The organism is Solwaraspora sp. WMMA2101 (assembly GCF_049179175.1).
Taxonomy (GTDB): Bacteria; Actinomycetota; Actinomycetes; order Mycobacteriales; family Micromonosporaceae; genus Micromonospora_E.
In genome coordinates, this window is record NZ_JBMHMA010000006.1 from 2,674,162 (window position 1) to 2,699,948 (window position 25,787).

At 68.2% G+C, this 25,787-nt stretch carries 14 protein-coding genes; 5 read left to right on the top strand and 9 right to left on the bottom strand.

The genetic code is table 11. The features are described from left to right. Positions 1-3: 3 nt before the first annotated feature. Together ACN28F_RS12950 and ACN28F_RS12955 are read left to right on the top strand one after the other, a co-directional pair. A complete protein-coding gene (locus ACN28F_RS12950; protein WP_421357922.1) occupies positions 4-888 on the top strand; it encodes an IS3 family transposase in 885 nt (294 codons plus the stop codon). Between the two features lie 50 nt (positions 889-938). After that, entirely contained in the window at positions 939-1,316 is a 378-nt protein-coding gene (locus tag ACN28F_RS12955; protein ID WP_421357924.1) for a hypothetical protein, read from the top strand. Here ACN28F_RS12955 and pglX read toward each other — a convergent pair. Then, complete coding sequence (gene pglX / locus ACN28F_RS12960; protein WP_421357926.1) at positions 1,309-3,582, bottom strand: BREX-2 system adenine-specific DNA-methyltransferase PglX; 2,274 nt, start codon at positions 3,580-3,582, stop codon at positions 1,309-1,311. The two genes, ACN28F_RS12955 and pglX, sit on opposite strands and share 8 nt — an antisense overlap. 33 nt (positions 3,583-3,615) lie before the next feature. On the opposite strand from pglX, the gene ACN28F_RS12965 reads away from it, so the two are divergent. Beyond that, the gene (locus ACN28F_RS12965) at positions 3,616-4,371 is read left to right on the top strand and encodes an AAA family ATPase (RefSeq protein WP_281567152.1); all 756 of its coding nucleotides are present in this window, start codon (positions 3,616-3,618) and stop codon (positions 4,369-4,371) included. On the opposite strand, the gene ACN28F_RS12970 is transcribed toward ACN28F_RS12965, so the two are convergent. The 6 genes from ACN28F_RS12970 to pglW all read right to left on the bottom strand — a co-directional run bounded on the left by ACN28F_RS12970 (position 4,310) and on the right by pglW (position 14,443). Next, entirely contained in the window at positions 4,310-5,101 is a 792-nt protein-coding gene (locus tag ACN28F_RS12970) for a hypothetical protein (RefSeq protein ID WP_421357928.1), read from the bottom strand. The two genes, ACN28F_RS12965 and ACN28F_RS12970, sit on opposite strands and share 62 nt — an antisense overlap. Positions 5,102-5,378: 277 nt before the next feature. Next, on the bottom strand, positions 5,379-6,260 hold the full coding sequence (locus ACN28F_RS12975) for a radical SAM/SPASM domain-containing protein (RefSeq protein ID WP_281567154.1): 882 nt from the start codon (positions 6,258-6,260) through the stop codon (positions 5,379-5,381). 111 nt (positions 6,261-6,371) lie between these two features. Continuing rightward, on the bottom strand, positions 6,372-8,063 hold the full coding sequence (locus tag ACN28F_RS12980) for a GmrSD restriction endonuclease domain-containing protein (protein WP_421357931.1): 1,692 nt from the start codon (positions 8,061-8,063) through the stop codon (positions 6,372-6,374). Positions 8,064-8,075: 12 nt separating this feature from the next. Beyond that, positions 8,076-8,936 (bottom strand): hypothetical protein, encoded by an 861-nt coding sequence (locus tag ACN28F_RS12985; protein ID WP_281552888.1) that lies wholly within the window; start codon positions 8,934-8,936, stop codon positions 8,076-8,078. After that, on the bottom strand, positions 8,926-10,257 hold the full coding sequence (locus ACN28F_RS12990; RefSeq protein ID WP_289212034.1) for an AAA family ATPase: 1,332 nt from the start codon (positions 10,255-10,257) through the stop codon (positions 8,926-8,928). Before ACN28F_RS12990 ends, ACN28F_RS12985 begins: the two co-directional genes overlap by 11 nt. Next, positions 10,211-14,443, bottom strand: a complete 4,233-nt coding sequence (pglW, locus tag ACN28F_RS12995) for a BREX system serine/threonine kinase PglW (RefSeq protein WP_421357934.1) — start codon at positions 14,441-14,443, stop codon at positions 10,211-10,213. Before pglW ends, ACN28F_RS12990 begins: the two co-directional genes overlap by 47 nt. 80 nt (positions 14,444-14,523) lie before the next feature. Between pglW and ACN28F_RS13000 the strand changes: the two genes are divergently transcribed. Together ACN28F_RS13000 and ACN28F_RS13005 are read left to right on the top strand one after the other, a co-directional pair. Beyond that, the gene (locus ACN28F_RS13000) at positions 14,524-15,600 is read left to right on the top strand and encodes a DUF6183 family protein (RefSeq protein WP_421357936.1); all 1,077 of its coding nucleotides are present in this window, start codon (positions 14,524-14,526) and stop codon (positions 15,598-15,600) included. Positions 15,601-15,858: 258 nt separating this feature from the next. After that, a complete protein-coding gene (locus ACN28F_RS13005) occupies positions 15,859-17,061 on the top strand; it encodes an ATP-binding protein (protein ID WP_421361386.1) in 1,203 nt (400 codons plus the stop codon). Positions 17,062-17,172: 111 nt separating this feature from the next. Here the strand turns inward: ACN28F_RS13005 and ACN28F_RS13010 are convergent, their stop codons facing one another. Next, complete coding sequence (locus ACN28F_RS13010) at positions 17,173-19,302, bottom strand: MBL fold metallo-hydrolase (protein ID WP_421357938.1); 2,130 nt, start codon at positions 19,300-19,302, stop codon at positions 17,173-17,175. Beyond that, positions 19,299-25,286, bottom strand: a complete 5,988-nt coding sequence (locus ACN28F_RS13015) for a hypothetical protein (protein ID WP_421357940.1) — start codon at positions 25,284-25,286, stop codon at positions 19,299-19,301. Before ACN28F_RS13015 ends, ACN28F_RS13010 begins: the two co-directional genes overlap by 4 nt. Between the last annotated feature and the right edge of the window lie 501 nt (positions 25,287-25,787).

Here is a 25,787-nt window from a genome sequence, read left to right on the forward strand (position 1 = left end):
AGCTTGTACGAGTTCATCGAGACGATGCGACTCGACACCGCGAAGTACGCCAACCCCGTCGACTTCATGTGCGAACAACTCGGCGTGTCCAGGTCCGGATACTACGAATGGCGAACCCGCCCCGACTCCGCGACCGCCACCCGCCGCGCCCACCTTCGATCGGCCATCGAGGAGGTGTTCGCCGCGTCCGACGGCACCTACGGGCATCGACGTGTCCACGCGCAACTGCGGCGCCAGGGCGTGTCCGCCGGGCCGGAACTCGTCCGCCAGCTGATGCGCGAGCTCGGGCTCGTGCCGTGCCAGCCCCGCCCGAGGCGGTGGGGTCTCACCCAGTCGTCGTCCGGCACGGTGCCTGACCTCGTCGGCCGGGAGTTCACCGCCGACGCGCCTGGCGAGAAGCTCGTCGGCGACATCACGTACATCCCGACCGGCGAGGGGTGGCTGTATCTGGCGACCGTCATCGACTGCTGCACGAAGGAAGTCATCGGATACGCGATGGACGACCACTACCAGACGCCGTTGATATCCCGCGCCATCCGTAACGCCGCCCGGAATCGCGAACTCAGGAAGAACGCCATCTTTCATTCGGACCGGGGCAGCAACTACATGTCGGACGACTACGGCAGAACGCTGCGGGATCTGAGGTTGCGGCGATCTGCTGGCCGGACCGGAACTTGTTTCGACAATGCGATGGCGGAATCGTTCTTCGGTGCGCTGAAGAACGAACGCGTGTCGCGTGTGAAGTATCCCACTCGTGAGGCGGCACGCCGGGACGTTACTGCCTACATCGAATTCTGGTACAATCGTCAGCGTCTGCATTCAGCGGTGGGCTACCGACCTCCCCGGGAAGTCCACGCAGAGTTCGAGAACCTTCAAATCGCGGCGTGAAAGAACCGGCCGAACCACTGTCCGGAAAACGCGAGGCCCCTCAGGTGAGGGTGACCGGCCGGCGGTGGACGATCGAGGAGGACCACGGCTTCGGCAAGGACCACTTCGGGTTCGACCAGTTCCAGAACCGCCTCCACACCCCGATCATGCGGCACATCGTGCTGGTCATGGCCGCGCTCGCCGTCTGCGCGGTCACCGCCGCCGACGCCGCGGCCGGGACCACGCCACCACCCCGACCCACCCACCCCAGCGAACCACCACCGGCCGACCTCGGACTCGCCCGGCTGACCGTGGTCGAGATCAAACGGCTGTACAACCTCGCGACCAGAGCCTGGCACAGCCTCGAACACCATCTCCGCTGGTCCTGGTGGCGCCGCCGCCATCAAGCCCGCGCCCGCTGGTACCACTACCGATCCAGACTCACATGATCAAGTCACGAAGTACGGCTGCCCTATTAGGGAAGCAGGTCTGCTTTAGCCAAAAGCAGGCAGTGGAGCTGTTGAGTACGCCAAGCAGCTTCAGGTGATCATCCTCAGTCGCATCCTCCGACAGCTTGACCACCGGCGCCGTCTGCTTGAAAACCTTCCCGCCTCGATCAAGAACGAAGTGGTTGTGCGTCGCTACCTCGGCAAACGCAATCGTCAGCGGAACCCGCAACTTCTCCCGATACAGCTCACCGAACTCGTACCAGCACAGAGAAGGGATGTCTTCAATTAAGGTACCGAATCGCTTCCTGCGCTGCAACACCCTTCTGTTCGGCCACAGGTGCACGAACTCGTTGGGGATTCGATCCAGCTCAGCCGCAGCAAGCTCATGACTGTAGGGAAATACGCAGACGATCTCGGGCATGGCCCTGAAGTCCCGCAATGAATCGCCGGTAACCATCGGCCGAATATTCTCGACACCCTTCCGCCTGGCAGCATCGGGGCCAAGAAAGAATGCATCATCTTCAGCGGTGATCGCCACGAAGCCCATCAGATTAACGAGGTTCTTCAGCGGACCACTCGATGCCTGGTTGATCGACTTCATCAGATCAGGAGCGCCACCACCACTGAGGCTCCATGGGTGCTTCAACAGCCGATCGCGAGGGAGGTTTGCAACGGTAACCCACTCCGACTCTGAACCCGGCTCGTCCACCTGCCTGACGATCGCATTCCAAACCAAACCGTCAGCGGCTGGCTCAGGAGTCGATTGCTCCCCACGAATCCCAAGGACAACCCGAACGCTACCACTATAGCGGATGCTTGTGGGCCGATTTTGGCCCACAAGGATAACAGTAGGCGTGCCATGCCCAGGAATAAATGCGCCCGAGGTGTCGATCACTTCGAAAAGATCGACTTCGTGCGCGAAGTACTGCTCAATCAACTTCTTGCCAAACTCGCGCTTCATAAAGCCGTTTCCGGTGATCTGACCCACGAAGCCGGCACCTTCACCGTACTTGTCGCCACGCAACGCCAGCCTGAAGAACCGCTGAGCAAATGGGACGGTGAGTTGGTACTTCCCGGAACAGGCATCGTAGATCTTGCGATAGCGGCCACTCTGCGCCGAGTCCGACACGGTGATGTAAGGCGGGTTGCCAACTACCACAGTGTACTGGTTGACCTCCAGATACTCGGCTAGCAGTTCTGCGTCTTCGCTCTCGTAGGCGAAGACCGGCTCCCCCTCAAGGGCTGCCAGCAGGTCACCTTGTGCGCGGGAGGAGAATCGGCCCCACTCCAGCAGGGAGTCGCCGGTGGCGACGCGGACCGGGAAGGCGGGGCAGCGTTCGAGCTTGTGCCACTTGCCGAGCTTGATCGCGGCGACCAGCAGCCGGAAACGGGCGATGGCGACCGCGAAGGCGTTGATGTCGACGCCGGTGACCTGGTCGAGCGCCCGGTCGACGATGGCCCGGATGTCGGTGGTCGGCTCCCGCTTGCGCCACTCGCGCACCAGCCGGTCGAACGCGCCGAGCAGGAAGTGGCCGGAGCCGCACGTCGGGTCGATCACCTTCATCTCGGGCAGGCCGAACTCGTTCAGCGCCGGCTCGAAGGTCCGGTCCAGGATGAACTTCTCGACGAACACCGGGGTCTGCAACAGCGCGTACGTCTTCTTCGCGTGCGTCGACAACTCCTGGTAGAGGTCACCGAGGAAACGGGTGTCCAGGGTCGCGCTGCGCAGCGACACCCGGCCCTCCCCCGTACGGAAGAAGTTGCTCAGCTCCTCCGCAGCCGCGCCGGAGATGTCGAACCGCCACACCGGGTTGTGCTTGTCGAAGATCTGCGCCGTCGGGCGCAGCCTGCCCAGGTAGCGGAACGCCTCCCGCAGCCAGTGCCGGTCGTTGTGCAACGAATGGTCGGCCTCGATCAGGTACGCCTGCCGCCGCTGCATCCCCGTCTCGGCCGGGGCCGCCGGATCGTCCCCGCCGATCCACAGCCCGTCGATCAGCTCGTTGTCCTCGCAGAAGCGGACGAAGACACAACCCAGCACCCAGGCCACCGCCGCCTGGTCGAGCACGTCCTCCAGCCACACCTCGAACGCGCCGGCCAGCCGCTCGGCCTTCTTCGCCTTCTCGTACTCCTGCAGCAGCTCGGCCCGCAGCGACAGCGACTCCGGCTCCGCGAGCCGCATACGCAGATCGTCGACCAGGTGCTTCACCTGCGCCTGCATCGCCTGCTGGAGTCGCCGCCGCGCGTCTTCGTCGAGTTCGTCGAGCACGGCTGCGATCCTACGGGCAGGAGGTGATCACAAATGTTCGTGCGTCGCGCCTACCTGCCGACCCGGCCGCTGACCCCGGCCGATCAGGCTCGATGGCCGTACACCATCCCTGCTGTGGCCAGGCTGGCTGATCAGGGCGTCGATTTCCCTACGCCGGTGACTCTGCTCGCCGGTGACAACGGCACCGGCAAATCCACCCTGGTCGAGGCGATCGCGGTCGCCGCCGGGTTTAACCCTGAGGGCGGCGGCACGTCCTTCCGGTTCACCACCCGCGCCACCGAATCCCCGCTCGGCGAGCACCTGGTGCTGCAACGTGCCCCCGGCCGCAAGCCCCGCACCGGGTTCTTTCTGCGCGCCGAGTCGTACTACAACGTTGCCACCGAGATCGAGCGCCTCGACGCCGACCCCAACTCCCCACCTCTGCTCGGTGCCTACGGCGGAGTCTCCCCACATGAACGCTCGCACGGGGAGTCGTTTCTCGACCTGGTCAATCATCGCTTCGGCCCGCAAGGGCTCTACCTGCTCGACGAACCGGAGGCAGCGCTGTCCGTACACGGCTGCCTGGCCCTGCTGCTGCGCATCGCCGACCTGGTCGACCAGGGTAGTCAGTTCATCATCGCCACCCACTCGCCGATCCTGCTGGCCAGCCCTGGCGCGACGATCCTGCAAATCGACGCCGCCGGCACCATCGCCCCGGTTGACTACGACCAGGCCGAACCGGTCGCCCTCACCCGAGCGTTCCTGGCCGACCCGGGCCGGTTCCTGCACCACCTGCTCGCCGATCGTTGACCAAGCGCAGCAGATGCCGGTAGGAGCCGGGCTCAGCGCCCAGCGCCCGCAGCACTGTGCCAACGTGCGCATAGACGGCGCTCTCAGCCGGATGGCCGTCGAGGTCACCTCGGTCGAGCATTCGCCCGGCGATGTACAGCTGGCTGAGCATGCCGTCACGGCTGTCCAGCTCAGCGAGATACCGGGCGCGCACCAGCCGCGCGACAGGTGGTGCGGCCAGGCTGTGCAGGTACAGGCTGGCCGCGTCGAACCCGGCCGGAGCCAACCCCCAGCCTTCCCAGTCCAGCACCCAGCAGCCCGGACTGGTCAGCTGCGCCCAGTGCAGGTCCGCGTGCGCGGGCACCCACTGATGTACATCGACCGGCAATGCCTCATCCCAGATCTGGATCCGGGACGCGAGCCGCTCATTATCCACCGCGACCCGATCCGTCTCGACCTCAGTCAGGAAGGAGAGGGTGCCGCCAAGACGCATCCACCACATCTCGCTCAGCGCCGGCACCGCAGTCAGCGCCGCAGTCCGGCTGCACGTCGGCTCGTCGACGTGACTCATCAGGTCGGCGCGGAACCGTAGATCGCTCTCCGCGTGCTCCCAACTGCGCCACACCCGGGGCAGCCGCAGCCCGCCCAACTGCTGCGAGGCGGTGGCGTTGCCGTCCCAGAACACCCCGACTTCTCCGTTGACAGGTTCCCCGACCAGCCGCAGCCACCCGTCGTGGCCGTCGTCGTCCACCCGTGCACCGGTCGATCGGTTACGCCATCCGTACCGGAACTCACCCACCAGCTCAACCCGCAGGGCGGCAGCGGCCCGACGCAGCATCGACGCCAGCCGCCGCCGGTGGTCCTCAGCGTCGTCCTCTGGCCAATGGTCCTCATTCGGTAGCCACCGTGTGTGCTTCACACTGTCAGCATCACCCAGCCACCTCGGTCACCGCGAGCCCACCACGGATATCCGGAGAGTCAGTGACCTGCCGGAGACGCGGCCGCCAGGAAGGGTTAGGTCCGATCGGTCAGCGGTAGTACGGCCAGCACCGCTTCGACGGCGCACAGGGGTTGCACGACGGACTACACGACGGTGAACAGGTCGGCTGGCACCGCGCTGGCGCGCACTGCGGCCCGCACGGCTTCGGCCGCTTCCCGAAGGCCGACCTCAGCTCGGCCCGCACCTGCGCCGTACCCTGGCCGGTCAGGATCGAGGCGAGATTCGCCTCACGGACGTTGCCGACCGGCAGCCAGCGCGAGAACACGCACGGCCAGACCGCACCGTCAGCGCCGACCGCCAACACACCCGACGCACAGTTGCCGCACAACTGCTCTACACCCAAGGCGTCGCCGCCTACCCCACGGCCCACCTGCCGGAGCCAGTCCACACCCACCTCTGTCGCACCCAGACCGCGCAACTCGGCAACCGCAGCCCCCACGCGCTGGCCACCGCCCAGGTCGACCACACCTACCCGCAGTGGAATCGACCGGCGCACCGCCTCGCCGATGTTGGCCCGAGTACGAGCGTGCGAGCCGGCCCGACCGGTGACCGCAGCGTGCTGCCCGGCCTGATCGGAGTAGTACGAGCAGGCCAACCGCACCCCCTGCTGGGCGAACAGCTCCCACATGGCCGGCGTGACATACACGAGGTTGGAGAACACCTCCACCTCCAAGCCGGCGGCCAGGGCATGCCTGAGTAGATCCGGAAGATCTGGATGCAGAGTCGGTTCCCCACCGATGAACTGCACCATCTCGACGCCCAGCTCCACCGCCTGGTCGATCACCCGCCGCCAGTCCACTGCAGTCATTGAACCGTGCCCGCCGGACGGACCGCTGGCGGCGTAACAATGCCGGCACTCCAACTGGCACCTACCGGTGATCTCCAGCCACACGAACGACAGATCCGCCATCCCAGGCCCGCCCCTCTCGAAGGAACGTCAACCCGGAGTATCGCAACAACCACCCAAGATGTTCATCAATTTCCACCGAGAGATGCCCCAGTCGAAAGTTCGGCTGCGGGGTCACTCGTCGTGCTCGGTGTCGTTGTCGGCCACGCCGGTCATGTCCGGCCCGAGCATGACGCCCAGCCCTTTCGCGAACGCCCGCAGCCGCTCCTGCAGCGCCTCGCCCCGCAGCGCCAGGAACCCCTCGTGGTCACCGGCCAGCAGCCTGAGGAAGGCCCGCTCGGTGATGCAGTGGCTGTCCAGCAGCCTCGTCACATGGTCCCGGCTGATCGTGCGCTCCAACTGGCCCTCGCGCAACTCCTTGAACACCCCCAGCGGGTTGTCCCCCGGACCGGTCGGCAGGATGATCCGGTTGGCCGCCGTCGAATGGCCGGGCACGATCTGCCGGTACGCCTGCGGCACCCCGCCGGCCAACCGTTTCACCACGTCGAACTCCTGCCCGAGCGCGTCCCGCCGGGTCGGGAACTCGTGTGCCTCCCACGCCACGTACGCCAGGGTCCGGGCGCTGTTGAGGTTGAACGGCTCCGGCATCGGCTGCACCGCACCGACGTCGAGCTTCAGGGTCGGGGTCGCACCAGCCGCGAACGCCTTCATCTCCGCCAGGCCCTCGCGGATCCGGGTCGAGTTGGCACCCGCGAACGACCCCGCCCACGACGTCACCCAGAACCACTTCTCCAGCTCCAACCGCTGGTTGCCGGTCGGCTCCGGCCGACAGTGGAAGAAGTAGGTCAACAACACCAACTGATGCGAGTACGGCAACAGCGCCGCCAGCGGCAGCCCCGCCGCCCGCAGCAGCTCCACCGCCTTGTGCACCGCCTCCTGCCCGGCCGCCAGCACGTCGACCTGGCTGGTCCGGATCCGCTGCGCCACCTGTTCCCAGTGCGGCTTCATGACGTCCGGCTCGCCGGCGATCGCTAGCATCGACCGGAACACCGCCATCCTGGGCAGCTCGCCGAAGCCCGTGCTCGCGACGGACTCGACGATGCTGTCGACCTGTTCGCCCATTGTGGATTTCTGGACCGGGCCGGTCAGCCGGGAGGCGATCTCGTGTGTCTCCAGGCGTACTCCACGGTTGTTGATCCGGGCGAACACCTCGATGGCCGACCCCAGGTCGCTGTCGCGGACCCGCACCAACGGAATCTTGTACGCACGAACCCGCTGCGCCACCCAGTCGGCTTCGTTGACCAGCCGCTCCATCCGGGTGGCGTCGTTGACCCGCGCTTCCAGGTTCCGCAGGAAGCGGAGAAAGTCGACGGTGCTGTTGACGGAGCGCATCGGAAGGTACGAATCAGGAGGAAGGGGCGGCGGGGAGCCGAACGCCCGATGATGCCGGTAGCGTTCGTTGTCCTCCTGCGGCTCCAGATCGCGATAGATCCGCCACTTCCACTCCCGCTGATCGTCGCCGCGCGGCGGTCGGCCCTGCCTACGCAGCACCCCGAACAGCGTGGAGAGCCGTTGATGCCCGTCGAGCACGTACGACACCGGAGTGCCTGCCGGCGGCATCCGCACCGGCACCTCGCCGAGGTGGTCGAGCGAGGGCACCTCGTCGGTGGTCTCCCACACGGTGATGCCGCCGATCGGCCATCCTCGCTCGATGCTGTCGAACAGGTCCAGCATCTGCTCGGGTCGCCACACGAACGGCCGCTGAAACCTGGGCACCCGGATCCGGCCTGCGGCGATCTCCTCCAGCATGTCGACCAGCATCATCGCAATAGGTTCGACCTGGACGTCTCCCCGGCTGCTGGACATACCGCTAGTGTCCTACAGGATCGTGTGGATCATCGTGAGGATCTGCCGCAGTTCGGCGACGACGTCCGGGCCGAGCTCGTCGAAGTCCGCCTCGGTCAGCTTCCGGCCCGCCACGGTGAGCTGCCTGGGCAGCCCGTTACCGGGGTAGGAGTCCTTCTTCAGGTAGCCACGCTGATTCGCCGGCATCGCCCGCAGCTGGCTGATCCTGCGCCGATGCCGGGGGTAGAGCGACTCCCACACCACGAGCGGGACGTAGTTCTCCGCCGCCCGGTAGGCGAGGATGTGCACGTTCTGGATGCCGGCCGCGTGCGCCTGCGCCTTCCTGGGCTCGTTGTCGCTCGGCTGGCCAGGGCCGTCGCGGTCGCCGTCGAACAGGATCGCCACCCTTGGCGACACGATCGCGAACTTCTTTCCCTCATCGGCGGCGAGTTCGGCCATCTGGCCCTTACCGCCGCCGTTGTGCAGCCGAAGCCACATCCGACGCAGCGCCTCGACGATCCGCTTGTCGTCCAGGGCCGCCGCCATGTCCTGCACGAAGCTGCCATCGGCGAGCTGATTCTCCACCACCAGCACCGCCGGCTTGTCCAGGTCAGCGACCAGATGCTCCAGGTCAGCCAGGCCGACACGCACCGTCCGCCGAGCGTCCGGTGGGCTGGGGTACGCGGCCTCCTCCGTCGCCTCCTCTGCCCACTGGCTGAGCACCGGCATCCGGACACCCGCTCGGGCCAGCCGCTCGACAAGGTCGATCATCCTCGCTGCCTGCGACAACGTCGGATGCCAGTCGTGGCGCTTCTCCGCCACCATGCAGAGCAGCGTGATCACCGGCCGGTGGTCCGCGCCGTCCAGAATCGTCTCGTCGATGTCAAGAAGCACGGGCGTTCCGTTCCGACTGGGCAGCCGCGAGGGCTCGGACCTCGTGGTAGTCCTGGGAGAAGTAGCCCGGCGGCCAGCTGTCGTCGAGGTTGCCGAGACTGTCCAGCGGGATGCGACGTGCCGACGAGACGCCGTCGTGCTGCTCCACGACGTAGATGGCAACCGTCTCCGGGCCGTAGTCGTTGTCGACCTCGGCGATCCGGCGACGCAGCCGCAGCAGCAGCGTTTCGCTGTGTGTCTCGATCAGAAACCGGGTCCCGGTCCGCTGCGCGGTCCTCAGGTAGAGGTCGGCCAGGTCAGCGTGGACACGTGGGTGCAGGTGCGCCTCCGGCTCCTCGATGATCTGCAACGGCGGCGCTGTGGTGATCCCCGCCAGTTCGTCCATCGCACACTGCGCCAGGATCGGCAGCACCTGGGCCAGCCCGCTACCGGCGTCGGCGAGGTTGATCCTTGCCCTGGAGCCGTCCCTGACCAGCACCGTCGACCAGAGCGGGCCGGCAGGGACCTCCTCCAGCCGCCACCCCGGCACGATCTCGCGAAAGTGCGCATTGATCTGTGCCAGCAGCCGTCCGTCCGACTTCCGCTGGCTGTCGGCCAGCAGGCCGGCCAGCCCTTCGCCCTTGGTGCCGAGCACGGCAGGCGTGCCGATCGGCATCCGATGCTGACGGGCCACCCGCTCCCGGTACGGCCCCAGGTATCGGATCAGACCTGGGCGCACCTGGCGGAACAGGTCGTCCAGGTCCGGCAGTTGCCCGGCGGCAGGCAGCAGGCCCGCGAAACGCACCTGCCTCGTCCGGGTCGGCCCGCCACTGATGCGGATGTCGTACTCGTCGAGCCCGTCGACCGAAGGCTCAGGAAGCGTCGACAGCTCGACGCCGTCGATGTCCGAGGTATCCGGCATCGGGGCGGTGAATCGGCTCGACACCAACTCAACGGTGCCGACCGGGTCGGCGCTGTCATCTGTGTCGACCCGAAGCGCCGCCACTACCGCGTTCCGTAGTCTGGCTGAATACTCCAGATCCACCCGCAGTGTGAACGGCAGCGGACCGTCGACGGTCACGCCCAACGTCAGCGGTCGCACATCGAGCTGATCGAAGTAGAGCTCACGCAGGTCGTCGACCGCGTCCGGGCCGAGGCGTTCCAGGTCCAGTGGGGACGGTGAGGTGGTGTCGAAGCCGGTGGCGATCACCAGCGGCGCACGGGTCAGGGCACTCTTGCCGGAGTTGTTCTTGCCGAGCACCACGGTGATCGGTGCCAGCTCGATCTCCTGCCGGTTACGGAACCCTCGGTAGTTCTCCAGAAGCAGCCGTCGAATGGGCATGGTGGATAGTCCTACCAGATCTGGCGTTCAGCCATTGCCCCGAAATCCACAGCGACTGACTCGCCGGTGACGTCAACGGCAACTGGTAACCGTCCAACATCGCCGGATCCGGTTTGCGGGCCGGCACCAGCAGCAGCCGCGCCGCCGGCCGGGGTCGGGTCAGATCCGCCAACTCCGCCAACAGCTCCACCTGGCCGTACCGGGCCAGCGGCGCCGCCTCGGTCAACAGCACCGGCGCGTCCGTGGCCAGCGCCACCCGAATCGCCGGCACCACCTCGTGCCGGACCAGATCCACCAAGCTGCGGAAGTTCGCGTCAGTGGCCGAACCGGAGTCCGCCGCCACCAGCGCCTGCCACGGGTAGCCGAGCGCCCGCAGCCGATCCAGCAGGATCCCGGTCACGTCCACCTCGGTCAGCCCGAGCCGGGCCAGCAGCTCCCGCCGGGCGGCGGCCAGCTCCCGCAACGGGGTCAGCACCGCCAGAAACGCCCGCCGGTCGATCGCCCCGGCCAGCTTCGCCGCCACCTCATCGGCCTGCCACAGCGGCGGGGCGTACCCGCCGGTGACCGTGGCACCCCGGGTGCCGCTGAACACCGACGGCAGCGCCGGCGGCGCGTACACCCGCTGCTCGGAATCCCAGTCAAGCCCGGCAATGTTCAAGACCAGCGTGTCGAGCTGCGGCCGGCCCGGCAGCTGCTGCGCGCGTGGGAAACGGGCCCGGACCCGGCCGATGATCTCGTCCTCGCGTAGCCGCTGCCCGGCGATGCTGCCAGCAGCCAACCGCAACGCCCGCTCGGCCGGCATGTCCACCGGGTAGAGCTGGCCCTGCCCGTTGACGTCGGCCCGGCCGTTGCTGCCGGCGGCCGCCAGCTGCAGCAGCCGCAGCTCCGGCACCACCGGCATCGTCGGCGGCGGCGTGACCGCGGCCAGCTCCGCCACCGCCCGCTGCCGGGTCGGCAGCGGATCAAACTCCACCAACTCGGTTGCCCGGCCGCCGAGCGCCACCACGTACGACAACAGGTCGGCTGCCGTCGTCGTCGACGCCGGATCCACCGGCTCCCGGCCCACCAGCACCGTCGACGAGGCCCGGAACCGCTGGATCGCCAGCCGGGCGTCGCCGCCGGTGGACAACTCCGTCTCCACCGCCGCCCGGACCAGGCCGATCGCCTGCGCCGTGCGTTTCGGCTCCGACGTGAACGAGCCGTGCGTGGCGATCAGCGCATCCGCCAGCTCGGCGGCCGACATCACCGCCCCCCGGCTCTCCACCAGGGCGACGATCTCGTCCCGAACCGCCGACACGGCGTCGTCGGCCCGCCAGGCGTCGATCTGCTTACGCAGCAGCACCGAAATCTGCGGCTGGGTCTGGCCGGTCCGGCGCGCCACCTCACCCTGCGTCGGCCAGTGCAACCACGTGTCGTCGCCCGGTGCCGGCTGCTGGCCCAGCAGCACCGCCAACGTCGTCCGGCGCTTGCTCGTGCGGCCCGTCTCCGCCGGAAGCAGCGCGGCGCAGAGCGTCTCCATGCCGCGCGTCGCCGCCCCGGCAGCCGGCCGACCGTCGCCGCCCTTTTCCGCACCGTCGACATCGCCGACGCCGTCGGCCGGGTCGGCCGCCAACAGCGGGCGCAACGACCGGGCGTACGCCAGGATCTCCTTGCGGGTCGCGTCCGGCACACCCTTCGCGGTGACCAACGTGGATGGTTTGGCCTGGAGCAGGTCCCGCACGGTGACCAACCCGAGCCGGCGCACCGCCGAACGGGCCCGCACCGTCAACGGCGACTGCTCCAACACGGTGTCCAGGCTTGCCACCGACACCGCCGCCGGCGACGCCAGCCCGCCGCCGGCCACCGGCACCTTACGGAAGATGTCCCGCCAGGCGTCGAGCATCTCCTCTGCCGTGTCGAACCGGTCGGCGGTCTCCCTGGCCAACGCCCGGCCGAAGAAGTCGACCAGCCGGTCCGCGACCGCCGGCTCGAACACCGCCGGATCCAGGGTCACCTCGTCGCTGACCGCCGCCGGATTGGCCCCACCCCACTCCGGCAGCGACCCCGTCGCCATCTCGAACAACGTCACCGCGGCGGCGAACCGCTCCGCCGCCCGGTCGTAGCGCAGCCGCTTTGGCGGACCCAGGAACGGATCCAGATAGCCGGCGGTGCCAGCGGTCAGCTGGTCCGTCGGGGTCGCGGAGAGCGAAAAGTCGAAAACGCACAGATGCGGCTGCCGGTCCTTGGCATTCAGCGGTCGGGCCGCCAGGTTCGCCGGCTTCAGATCCCGGTGCCAGATCCCCACCTCGTCGAGGTAGACGACGATCTCCAGCAGGTCCCGGCCGTACCGCTCCAGCAGATCCAGCGTCAGCCGGCCGCCCTGCAGCTCCTCGGCGAGGGTCCGCTCCCCCGCGCTCTCCATCAGCAGCGCCGTCCGGCCACCGACCATGATCGGCCCCCGCACCAGCGCGGCCACCCGCCGGTCCCGCAGCTTGCCCAGCGTCTCCGCCTCCACCGCCAGCCGGGCGGCGTGCTGCTCGTCGCGGGCCACCTTCAACACCAGCCGCCGGCCGTCCTTGCCGTCGACCGCCGGCTCGCTGACCAGCAGAGCCAGCGCCGTCGAACCGGCACCCAGGCGGCTCAGCACGGTGTAACCGATGTCGAGCACGTCGCCCTTGCGGGCGACGAGCGGATCGACCACCGGCTCCGGCTCCGGTGCGGTCAGCTCGTCCCACACCCGCTCCAGGCGGGACCGGAACGCGGCGACACTCGCCGACCGGCGCGTCGGATCCCCCCGGGTCGCGTCGTAGACGGCGTCAACCAACGCCGCCGGCATCCCGTCGACCGCCGCCGCCAGGTTCACCCCGCTGTCGCGTACGGCCGTCGCCAGCTCCTCGGCGCTGCCCGCCGGCGGCTGACCGGCGAAAATCCGGTAGCCGACCGCGCCCAGTGCGAAAACGTCCAACTGGTGGCCCGGCGGACGGCCCGGCATCGCCGCCTCCGGCGCCTGGTAACGCCGCACCTCGTCGTCGTGCAGCAACGTCAGACTGCCCGGGTCCGTCGACGAACCACCGGTACGGGTCAACCGGGTGTCCGCCAGCCGGCCACCGGTCTGCCAGTTCGTCACCACCAGCTGCGGACGCGACGACTCCGGATCGCAGACGTACACCGCCCCCGGATGCAGCGCCCGGTGCGCCAGCCGGCGCGAATGCGCGTAGTCGACGATCTCGGCCAGGTCGCCCAGCAGGTGCAGCCGCTGCGCCAACGTCAGCCGGTCACCCCGCTCCACCAGATACTGGTCCAGGCGTACCCACTGCTGCTGATGGTCGAAGATCAGCGCCGGGCCCAGCGGATGATCGACCAGGTCGTGCGCCTGGGCGATCCCCGGGTGATGGATGCCCTGCAGCAGCCGGAACTCCCGCTCGGCCGCCGCCCGGATCGCCGGGATCTCCTCCTCCGGGGCCCGGCTGGTCAGATAGAACCGCACCCGACGCAGCAACGCCGTGTCCACCACATGCCCGGCGATGAAATCCTGCCAGCCGACGCCCTCGGCGAACGGACGCGGATGCAGCAGCAGCTGCCCCACCTTGCGGTCCGCCACCGACGGGCGGATCTTCGCCCCCTTGACCAGGGCGACGATCTCCCGACCCCGGGCCTCGTCGACCAGATGCGCCGGATTACGCGGCGGGGCCGTCAACATCTCCCGCAGACTCGGCAGACCCGACTCGGGCGCATCGTGCAGGCCGTACACGTGCTGGCGGCCGATCGCATCCAGCTGCGACCGCACCGACCGGGCATGCAGGAACACCGCCGCCCCGATGAATGGCGTACGGGCATGTTTGCGCTGCTGGCGGGCGTAGTGGTCGATCAGGCTCGCCAGCCGCTTCGCCTTACGGTTGGCCAGGATCGTCGGATTGTCCCGCGGGATCAGCCGCGACGTCTTCGTCGCCCGGTGCACCCACTGACCGCCGTCGCCGTGCAGCTCACCCTGCCAGTGCTTGAGCTCCACGACGTACAGCCCGCTGGGGGTGAGCACCAGCGCGTCGACCTCGTTGATCGAGCCGTCGGACGCGACGAACTCGATGTTGGCCCAGACGTGGTACGGGTCGACATCCGGCAGGTACGAGGCCAGCTCCCGCAAGCCCTCCCGCTCCCACTCGTACCCACTGGGGTTGATCTGCTCCCACCTCGGCGAGTCCTGGCGCACCGACCGACGGTAGCAACGAGCCGCCCGTACGCCGATCGCCCGTCCGGTGCAACGGGTGAACGCTGGCTAGAGTGCTCGGCGTGGATGACGACCTCAAACGCATCGCGGCCGGCCTCGCCGAGTTGGGCGACGTGACGGCAGTCCTGGCGCTCGCCGAGAAGCGTCTCCGGGCCGGCGACGCGAGCTTCGTCGCGGACCTCGGCATCGCGGTGTGGCGCAGCTGCGGGGACGATACGACAGCACCGCGGCAGTACAGCAGCGTTCTCGACCGGATCATGCGGCTGCTGACTCTGACGCCAGGGGCGATCGACCAGGCCGTCCGGTTGATGTCCGTCGTGCAGGACCGCCGCCAGATCCGGTACGCCGCGTCGCTGCTCGCTTCGGCACATACCGCCGCAGACCTGGCCGTCGTGTTCGACACGGACGGGTCGGAGGAGTTGCGGGCCTGTCTGCTGCAGGAGCTGGTGTTGCGCGGTGCCGAGGTGCATCACCGGTGGGTTGTCTCGCCGCACCGGCGCCAACATCCGCTCGGCTGGCTGCCGTTGTCGTTGACGCCGATCGAAGGGCACCCCAGCCGTGCCAGGTACCACCACGGCGGGGGCAGCCATGACCTACCAGCCATGGCGGCGGAGCTCGCGCACGGGCACTGTCCTGTTCCCCGGTGGCAGGAGACGACCACGTCTGGCGAGGCTGCGGCGCTCAGCGCGGCGGTCGACAACTGGGCCACCGGATCCAACGGCCGTATCGAGGCACAGACGTTCGCGTTCGACGACGACCTCCCGCCGGACGCCGTCGGCGATGCGCTGGTGAGCGTCGACCTGGAGTGCACCCTGGGCCTGACGACAGGGCTCGGCACATGCTCGCCGCCGCAGGCGTGGCGGCAGTTGTTCGCAGCGGCGTCGACCGGCGGCGCGTACAACCGTGGCGAGTTCGGAGCGTACGGAAGGCTGCTGGCGTGGCGGTCGGTCGCGGCGCTGGTCGGCGCTGCGCCCAACGCACCGGCCGGTGATGTCGAAGCGCTGGCGCATCGCTGCTCGTGGTATTCGTTCGCCGGCTCCACCGCGTGGTTCGACCGTATCGCCTGGGATATCGGTCTGGCGGTGGTCTCACCGGACCGGCGGCGGCTGGCGGTACTGGCTGCCAGCGACACCGATTGATCAGCCTGTACAAGGTTGGCCTGTGGGCAGACGAGGGAACCGTCATTGTCGTCAAATCGGCCCCGAGACAGCCATGGAGGTTCCCTCGCATGTCACTACCCGTGCTCCTCGACGGTAGTGAGGCCCGCGATTGGAAGATTAGACTGCCTGCGTTTGGCAGAGTAACTCTCCTGCACTTGGTAGAGTGACGGGATGGTTGAGTATCGACGCCGCACCCTGGACGGCACGCTGGATGAGCTCCAGCCGCATCTTCGTGCCATGTCGATCCACGGGCCGAAGGGCGTCGGGAAGACCGCGACGGCGATGCAACGAACCGCATCGGTCATCGATCTCAGTCTGACCGCCCAACGCGAGATCGTCACGGCCGACCCGTCGATCCTGACCCGCCTACCGGGGCCGGTCCTGGTGGACGAGTGGCAGCGCCTACCCGAGGCGTGGGACCACGTGCGGCGCGCCGTCGATGCCGGCTCCCCGCCCGGTCACTTCATCATCGCCGGAAGCTCGGCACCGCGAGGCGCAGTGGTCCACTCCGGTGCCGGGCGGATCGTGCCAATGCGGATGCGGCCGCTGAGCCTGGCCGAGCGGGGCATCGAAACGCCGACCGTGAGCCTGGCGGCGCTGCTGGCGGGCGACCGCGTCGTCGGCGGTACCACCAAGCTCCGGTTGACGGACTACGTCGAGGAGATCGTGGCGTCGGGCTTTCCTGCCATCCGCGGATTGCCGCCTCGGGTGCGTCGAGCGGAGCTGGACGCGTACCTGGACAACGTCGTGCAGCGGGAGTTCCCCGAGCAGGGTTACCCGGTTCGCCGGCCGGCCGTGCTACGTGCGTGGCTGGCCGCGTACGCGGCCGCGACATCAACCACGACGGCGTACTCGAAGATCCTCGACGAGGCAACCGCCAGGCTGGCGAACAAACCGGCAAAGGAGACCACCCTCGCCTACCGAGACGCCCTGACATCACTGTCGCTACTCGACGCGATACCGCCGTGGATTCCCAGCCGCAACCACCTGGACCGGCTCGGCCGATCGGCCAAACACCACCTCGCCGACCCAGCGTTGGCCGCCCGGCTGCTCGGGCTCGACGGCGCTGCGCTGTTGCGCGCCGAGCAGGGCAGCACGGATTTGTCCGAAGGCACGATCCTCGGCGCGCTCTTCGAGCACCTCGCCGCGCTGAGCATTCACACCTACGCAGAGGCCGCGGAGGCCCGAGTTGGTCACCTGCGCACCCGCAACGGCGATCACGAGGTGGACCTGATCGTCCAACACGCGGACGGCCGAGTGCTGGGTGTCGAAGTCAAGCTGGCCGATCGCGTCGAGGACGCCGACACCAAGCATCTGCGCTGGCTCCGCGACCGCATCGGCAAGGAACTGATCGATGGAGTCGTCGTGTACGCGGGCGAACACGCCTTCCGGCGCCGCGACGACATCGCGGTCGTGCCGCTGGCTCTACTCGGCCCGTGACGGGCGATGCCCACGCGCCCGCACGCCTGAAACTAGCCATCGAGGTGAACTCGCGCGAACTCACCTGGTCACTTGGCCGGTTGTGGCCACACGACCCTCGTCGGGAGCGGCTCAACGTTGGTGCTGCCATCGTCCGGTCCGGACCACGCGGTGGCCGAGCCTCGTGAGATGTTCGGTGAACTCCCGCTGGGCGGCCGGAAACCCGTGCACCAGCATCACCCCCTGCGCGCCGACGGTGCGGACGATCGACGTCAGGCCGCGGCGGTCGGCGTGCGCCGACAGACCGGCCTTCGACACCTGCGCGTTGACCTCGACCCGGGCACCGTTGAGTTCGAAACCGGCCCGGCTGTCCTTCGACAACGCCAGCAACGCCGCTCCCGGCGACTCCTCGTCCTGGTAGCCGACCAACAGCAGGGCTGCGTTCGGGTCGGGCAGCACGGCGCGTGCCCACTGCACCGCCGGCCCGGCGGTGAGCATGCCCGACGTCGTGATGATGACGCCGCGCCGGAATGACGCGATGAGCTCGCCGCGCTGGGTCGCCGGTACCTCCCGCACCTGGTCGCCGTAGATGTACAGCGGGTCCGGACGCATCTCGGTCTGCTGTTCGTAGATCCGGGCGACCTCCTTGGCCAGCCCGTCGAGCAGCACCGGTACGTCCGGCAGGCGCCGGCGCAACGTCAACGCCACCTCCTGTGCCCGGCCCAACGCGAACGCCGGCACCAGCACCCGTCCGCCGGAAGCCACCGTCTCCTGCACCGTCGCCAGGAACTGCTCCACCTCCGCTTCCCGGTTGGTGTTGCGCTGGCAGTGGGTCGACTCGATGACCAGAAGTCCGCACCCCTGCGCCGACTGCGGGACGATCAGGCCGGGCACGGTGGTCTGGGCCTGGTTCGACACGTCACCGGTGACGGTCAGCCTGCTCTCGCCAGCGGTGACCACCACCCCGGCGGCGCCGAGGATGTGCCCGGCGGGAAACAGTTCGATCGTGATCCCGGCGGCGATCTCGGCCGACGCGCCGAAGCCCAACGGACGGAGACGCCGTTGAGCCTGATCGACCTCCGCCTGGCTGTACGGAGCCAGCGGGAGTTCCGGCCCGCCGGGTGGCGTCCGCGCCACCCGGCGGTCGAACACCCGGACCGAGTCCGCCCACATCGTCGGCAGCAACGCCGCCGTGTCCGCGGTGCAGTAGACAGCCAGACCAGGATGGTCGGCGACGAGAGCCGGCACGTAGCCCGCGTGGTCATGATGGGCGTGCGTGACCACGACGGCGTCGAGCCGGCCACCGCGCACCTCGCCGATGAGCGGCGGACCCGACCGGTCGAGCGGCTGGCGGGGCCGCATCCCGGCATCGACCAACAGACGTACGTCGCCGACCTCCACCAGCAGGCAGGAGCCGCCGATCTCGGTGCCGCCGCCGAGCGGCTTCACCGTCAGTTCGCGGTCTCTGGTAGCAGCGCTGAACTGCGGCGACGGCGGCGGCCAGGGCATTTGCAGCGCCCTCATCACCTGGAGAAACGACTCGCGATCGACCTTGCCGGCGTCAAGTGCCGCGACCAGGCGGGCGTCCTGCGGGTGAACCGGCACCCTGGCTTGCGTCGTCTCGCGCGGGTCGACGTCGATCGCGGGCGTCGCATCGACCGGCGCGGCCACCTCTACCAGGACACCGGCGGCATGCGCGACGTCAGCGGTCAGCGCCGCTACCTCCCGGCGTGCCATCGACAGCTGCGCCCGTAGCGACTCGACGACCGTAAGGGCGTCGTCCCGGTCGGTCAACGCGGCGTCGAGCTGTCGCCTGGCCTCGTCACGTTCCCGGGTCGCCCAGTCACGCTGACCACGTGCCCGGTCACGGGCCCCACGTGACTCCTCGATGTCGCGTCGCAGCCTGGCGATCCGCCGTTCGTCAGCGGTCGATGACGGCTTCTCCGACTTCTTCGACCGTGGCTGCGGGAGCAGGACCTTGCGGTCGGCCAACGCAGCGGCCGCCGCACTGGCGACGACCGGATCAGCCCCGGTCAGCTGCCGCAGCAGCGGATCGGCCCCGGCGAGACGGTCCGCGTACTGGTCGGCGAGGGCGGTTCGCAGCTTCGGGTACCGGACGATGAGCAGCAGCAGCTGACCCCGGTTTGCCTCCGCGAAGGCCGCCGGGTCAGCCTGATGGTCCGCGAAGCGGGAACTGGTCACCGCTACCCGGGCAGCTTCACCGATCAGTTCGTCGAGCAGCTGCTGCGACGTACGGCTCATCCGCCGACAGCCCGGGTCGCTGCGGCCATCACCGGTTCCAGGTGCAGCAGACCGTCCGCCGGATCCAGAATGAGCAGGCCGAGAATCCGCAGCACCTCGACCACCCCGGCCGCGTCCTTGTACGGGGTCTGCGCCAGATACTCTTCGGTGAGGCAGCCCCGGTCCACCTCACTGTTCACCGCGTGCTCGGTCAGCGCCCACGCGATCGTCTCCGGGTCGATCCGATCGTCGTAGTGCTCCGCGACCAGCGTCTCCCATGCCTGTCGCAGCACCTCGTCGCTGCGTATCCCGCTGGCCGCGACCAACGCCTCGGCATGCTCGATCGACGAGAACTCTGCCCGTACCCGGTCGAGTGGATCCGTCCGGGTGTGCAGCTCATGGTCTTCAGTCAACGCCTCGGCGACCTTGTTGATCCGCACCGGCCAGCCGCCGGTGACCGCCAACAGTTCGTTGCGGGTAGCGTCGTCCTGGAACGGCAGCGTCGTGTCGGTAAGCCACAACCGGAGGTCGGTGCGGCCGTACCGACGCAGACCGGTGACCCCGCATGACATGTCGGACTGCTCCTGCGCCTCCAGCCATAACGGTGCCTGCGCCACCCCGGAGATCAGGACGATCCCCAACGTGCCCCCGGTCCGCGTGGCGATGATTTCGCGTGCGGTACGCCAGGTCTCCCGCGCGACGTCGACCGTGGCGTCGCTCACATCGACGTACACCACGGCGTGCCCACCCGCCGACTTCAGCGTGGCCTGCTGGCATGCGTGACGCAACGTCATCGGCGTGGCGTCCCGCAGATGGGTACCGAGCCTTCCGGAGTGGTACGCCTTTTCCTTCTCCTCCTGTAGCACCTTTGCGCACCGCTCGACGGTCAGCGCCGCGGAACCGACGATCAGACGGACCTGGCGACGCGGCGCCAACAGGTCGGCGATCTGCGAGGAGGTGAGCGGGCCCCGGGTGACACCGCTGCCGAACTGCGGGCGCATCATGCTCGCGTCGAAACTCTCCGGAAGCGGCATCGAGTCGGCCTGGGCGAGGAACTCGTCCACCTCCTCCTGAGTGCCCAGCAGGTCGTGCAGATTCGGGGTACGCAGCCGGTACCTGCCCTTGATGTAGGACAGCACCCCGAGGTCGACGCACTCGTCGAGCAGAGCACGGAACTCGCCAGCCCGCATGTCCTGCGCCGCGAAGCCCTTCAGCCACCAGTGTTCGCACTCGGCTCGCAGCTGCGCCGCTGTGAGCGCGGAGCCGACACCGTTGTCATGGGTGTGGTAGGCGACGCTGTAGGCGATCACCTTGTACCTCGGATCCAGGTTCAAGGTCCAGTCGAACCGCTTGCGGAACGATGTCCGCAGCGAGGCGTCGGCCCAGACCGCTTCGATGTCGTCGAGCGTCACCGCCTGCGGCAGCACACCCGACGCCGGGGTCCGCTGCAGGTTGCGCAGCAGCTGAGCGCCGAACAGCTGGATCAACGCCGGCTGGTTGTTGGCCAACGCCAGTACCCGGGAGGCGTGGTCGTGGTTCTCAAACCGCAGGCCCAGCGCCTCCAACGGTCGGGTCAGCAGGTCGTAGGCCGGCTGCGGTGCCAGCGGGCCGACGCAGACCGGGTCCCCGAAGTGCGCGAGCGGGTGATTCGCCAGCCGCTCGAACCTGGCCGTCTGATGCAGGCCGGCGAAGACGACCTTCACCGCCCGGCCGGTGCTCTCCATCAGATCCTTGAACCGGGTGACGTGAGCGAACTTGCCGTCGGTGGCGTCCGCGTCCAGAAACGAATCCGATTCGTCGAGCAGAAGCAGCAGCTGTCGACCCGACCGTCCACCGATCCACGCCGAGACACGGTTGGTGAGCTCCTCGGCGATGTCACCGGATGGCAGGTCGCGGGGCACTATCCCCTTGTCCGCCAGTCGTGGCCACAGCGTCGTCCAGACCGCGTCGACCGGGGTCGCCTGACCGACCTTGTAGATCGACTGGTAGATCGCGTACCGCGCTCCACCGTCCTCGAAATCGCGCGCGGCGGCCCTCAGCAGCGCCGACTTGCCCAACTGCCGGCCGCCGTACACGATGCACGGGCCCATCATGTCGACGACCCGGTCCCGTTCGTCGGTACGCCCGTAGAACATCTCCTGTGGAACCAGCCCGGCGACGTCCGGCGTGAACGGCGTGGCCCAGGTGAACGGGAGGGTGATCGCCATCGTGATGTGCCGGCCCGGCTCCGGCTGGGCCACCAGGTATGCGAAGGCCACCTCGTCGACCACCGCGACGGCCGGTAGCTTCCGGCCGCTGCGGAATGCTGTCGCCAGATCCCGTCTCGCCGTGACATCGAGGATGCCGAGATACAGCACGACGACCGCGTGGTCCGGCGGTTCGTTGCGCAGCAGTTCCACCAGTTCCTGCGGGGTCGGCGACCGGCGGACCACGAGCACCCGCAACGTGTCGCCCGACGGGCTCATCGCGGTGCCGAACGCGGGGATCAGCGCGTTCCCCGAGGTAGCCCGGACGCTGGAAAGGTAGATCCATGACCACCGGTCGTAGATCTGGTTGTGCACCGTCGCATCACGGGCCAGGAACCCGAGCTGTTCGAGGACGGACTTGACCGCACCGACCTTGCTGCCGTCCAGGTTCTTTGAGTCGGTGAGCACCGTCCATTGGCCGATCCGGGTCGCCGCGTTACGCGGGCGGTCGAGCTGCGACAGGTCGATGCCTGCGGTACTCAGCGCAACAGCTATCCTGCCCTCGCTCGGATTGCGCCCCGCCTCGATCGCCCGTCGCAACTCCACCAGCGGCGAGGAACGCCGGGATGCCCGATCACCGGTGAGAGCCGCCAGAAAGCCGGAGTAGAACAACCCAAGATGATCCACATCGTCATGCGGCCCAGGCAGGCTTCGACCGTGACGGACAGTTTCGAGATACTCGTGGGCGGTCGTCAGGTCGCCCTCATCGATACGACTCGCGATACGCGTGGCCGCGGCCTCGTCAGGGACCTCGTCCAGCAACCGTCGGACCTCTCCGACCGCCGTTGACACCTCCGCCGCGCGCTCCTCGTCGAGCTTTCGCAGTTCGTCGAGCATCACGTCGAAGTCCTGGCGGGCAGCACGGACACCTGCCGAGTAGGCCCGGACCCGAGCCGACAGGTCGGACCACAGCTCGGCGGTGAGCCGACCGAACCGGCGGTCCGAGTCCAACGTGGCGACCAACCTGGCGATCTCGTCGTCGAGGCGCTCGGTCGACCGCCCGATCGCTGCCTCGCGTCGGGACGTCAACCCTTGCGCGAAGTGCGGGTCGTACGGCCGCAGCATCTCGACGAGAATCTGTGCCCCGACCTGATCGCCACGGGCGGCGCGTGCCTCGAAAGCCTGCTCCCAGCCGTCGGTTCCTCGGTTGAGGTGCGCGAAGGCGGCGGTGACGTCGACAACTGAGACCTGGCGCCTCGGCTGCAGCCGGGCGTCCAGCGGCAGATCAGGAGCCAACGCCAGCATCCCGTTCAACAGCCGCTCCGACGGCTGCTCGGCACCTTTCAGACTGGCCGAGCCGTCGAGCAGCGCCAGTGCCTCGCGCAGCATCGCCACCGAGGCGTCCACCACAGCCTCTCGGCGCACGTCCCCGGAGCCGGATCCGGCCAGCAACTGCTCGATGGCACTTTCCCGGACCATGTTCACCTTGGTCCGCAGCTCTGTGATCGGATCCGCCATCCAGGATCGGGCAGCCGGATCGCTGAGATTCTCCGTCGCGGCAACCCACTCGACCAGGAGGTCGGTGACCTCACCGGTCCAGGCGAGAAGCTTCTCCCTCGCACGCGCCTCGATACGGCGCTTCCGCTTCCCCGCGCCCCGGGTGTCCCGGTCCAGCTGCGCATCGAGTGTCTGTCGTGACCGTAGGACACCGATCCGGTCCCGGACGAACGTGAGGTCGTCCTTGTCGTGTGAGCCTCTCGCGACAACCGAAAGCGGCGCACCGAGATACCCGGATGGCGCCATCCAGGACTGCCACAGCTCGGTGGCAGCCTGGTACCGGATGGTCCGCGACCGAGCAGAGTCCATGTAGTGCAGCGCGGAGCGGGCGAGCTGCTCGTGCGCCGCCTCCACCTCAGCGGCCTCCGCAATCACCCCGGCACGACGAGGGTTAAGATAGACGCCACTGTATATCGCGCCCAACAACGCCTCGGCAAGGGCTTCCACCGCAGGGCCGGCCTTGACGACACTGGTCGTGAGCTCCCGCAGCGGACCGGCCGCTCCTGCGGTCGGCGACAGCAGCCCGGCCCGAACCGAAGCAGCGAACACCAGCATCTGCGCGTCGGGACGGTCCGCCAGCGAGTTCGCGTCCAGAAGCTGGACCGTCTCTGCGAACGCCGCCGCGTTCGGCCCAGCGGAGCTCCGGATCGCCGCAGCGTGGGCGATGAGCCGATGCGCAGCGGCGACCGGCGCGGGCTGACCCTCGGCCACGACCAGCCAGTACACCAACGCATACTGCTGGTCACCCAGCAGGGAGGCGTACTGTCCATCCGCATCGACGTGGTCGACCTCGCCCACCGCTTCCGGACCCGAAGGCCGATCGGTCACTTCCGACACGGGGTGATAAGCCGCAGCGTTACGCGGTCCGGGAATCGACACTGGTGCCGGTGCCCGCAGGTCGAGCGTGGCCAGCACCTCGTCCAGATCGGGAGGTGCCGAGCTGGCGGAAACGAGCCCGGCCGACCACTGGTCCTGCAGCATGTGCCCTTCACCGCGTTCGGCGACAGGTGGCTCCACTGTCTGGGGCTGGTTCTCGGCAGCCGCCGTCGGGGTCACCGGCTCGACGGCGGGAGCCCCCGCAAGCGGATCAGGAACGTCGTCCGTCCCCGACGTACGGGGCCCGTCGCCGGGGACCTTCCCCGAGGCGTCCGAACCGTCCTCGGTCCGGCCAGAGTCCGCCGTCTCCCGGTTGTCGTGGCTGCCTGCACCGGTGACGCCGGCGAACGTGAAGAGACCGGAGGCCGCATAGGTCATCGCCATTGCCAGCTGTGGCAGCGCGGCCTGCGCGACCGACAACTTCTCCATACGCCCTTGCAGATCCTCGGGCCCCACCTCGATTGCGGTTACCAGCGCGTCCAGCCCGGCGAGGATTTTCGAGTCTGTCTCAGCGGTGACCGAGTTCGCGAAGTCCGCAACCTGGGCGGCCTGCTCAGCAGCAAAATCGGGCGCGACAATCTCCGTCAGTCGGCGGATTCTCGTGATCCGAGCACGGCGGGCCTCCGCCTCCGACGCAGCGATCAACTGCTGGCGAACATCGGCGAGTGACTCAGCTGAAGGCAGGTCGACGACCGCCACCGCCTCATCGAGGTAGTTGCGGATGCCGGCGGCCACTTCAGCGATGCGGGCGAGCACCGCGTCGCTCGGCGGAACACCTCGGGCGAATGCGAGATCGACAGCCGCGAGCTCGACCGATCGGACGGATTCCGCCTCCGCCTCGATCCGCTCGCCGCGTTGCACCAGATCGAGCAGCTGATCCGCCGACGGCAGGGAATCCTCCTGCTCCGCCACCGTCGACACCGCGTCAGGATCTACCGCCGCGAGCAGCTCAGTGAGCTGCGTCAACGAAACGGGATTCTCCGGAAGCATCGGGCATCGCCGACGAACGCGAAGCCAGACTTCGGCGGCGACCTGACGATGCCTGTCGCTCCAAAAGTCTGGAGGCTCCGCGATCAGCCAGGCGAGGGCCGCTACCGCTCCCGCGTGACCGCTGCTAACCATCGATGACCAGGCAACGGCGCGCACCAAGGAAGTCCGTCCGATGATCTGGATGTCCCGCGCTACAGCTTGGACCCCATCGACAGCGAGATAGTCAACGCGGGTCAGGTCACCACGGAGCAGCGCGCTGAGTTGCCCCTCTGACAGGGCACTCGTCGCGGCCGTCGCATGCACTGCGGGGGAGAGCGCGTCGTGCAGCGCCTCAGCGACGGTCTGCTCCGGCTCCTTGACCAGCCTGGTCTGCATCGCCTGAGCGATCACCTGCATGGAGGCACCCGTACGCACCTTCAGATTTCGCTGCACCCGAACCAGGCCGTGGGCAGGCAGTCGAAGCAACTGCTCGGCGAGTTCGCGTTGGCTCAGGGAATTAGCAGCTGCCTTCGCGACGTGCGCTCTGGCTATCTGCTTACATTCCGAATCGGTCAGCGACCATCCACCGGTAGCCGCAGCCTCGGCCCCGCCATGACTCTCGGGCCCCCTTCGGCTCCGTCCACTACCCACATCGCTTTGCTGGCTGAAGCTCGTCACCCGGCAAGACTGCCCGATATCGCAGAAGTCTCCATTATGCCACCAGCCAGGTTTCATCGTCCGACCAGCGCGAGAGCCTCGTACGAAGAGACACAATGGTCAGATGATTGGCTCGCTATCGAGACCGATCTTTCGCAGGTGCCCAGATCCTGACAGGCAAAGAATGTGATAGATACTCACGTGTCGTTCCGCCTGCTGGGCCGACATCCCAGCGACAGGTACGCCCGACAACCTCGGGTG

Excerpts from the sequence above, each read along its gene's own strand:
- ACN28F_RS12965 (WP_281567152.1), top strand. The coding sequence starts at position 3,616 with ATGTTCGTGCGTCGCGCCTACCTGCCGACCCGGCCGCTGACCCCGGCC.
- ACN28F_RS12975 (WP_281567154.1), bottom strand. The coding sequence starts at position 6,260 with ATGGCGGATCTGTCGTTCGTGTGGCTGGAGATCACCGGTAGGTGCCAG.
- ACN28F_RS12980 (WP_421357931.1), bottom strand. The coding sequence starts at position 8,063 with ATGTCCAGCAGCCGGGGAGACGTCCAGGTCGAACCTATTGCGATGATG.
- ACN28F_RS12990 (WP_289212034.1), bottom strand. The coding sequence starts at position 10,257 with ATGCCCATTCGACGGCTGCTTCTGGAGAACTACCGAGGGTTCCGTAAC.
- ACN28F_RS13005 (WP_421361386.1), top strand. The coding sequence starts at position 15,859 with ATGTCGATCCACGGGCCGAAGGGCGTCGGGAAGACCGCGACGGCGATG.
- ACN28F_RS13010 (WP_421357938.1), bottom strand. The coding sequence starts at position 19,302 with ATGAGCCGTACGTCGCAGCAGCTGCTCGACGAACTGATCGGTGAAGCT.
- ACN28F_RS13015 (WP_421357940.1), bottom strand. The coding sequence starts at position 25,286 with ATGCAGGTGATCGCTCAGGCGATGCAGACCAGGCTGGTCAAGGAGCCG.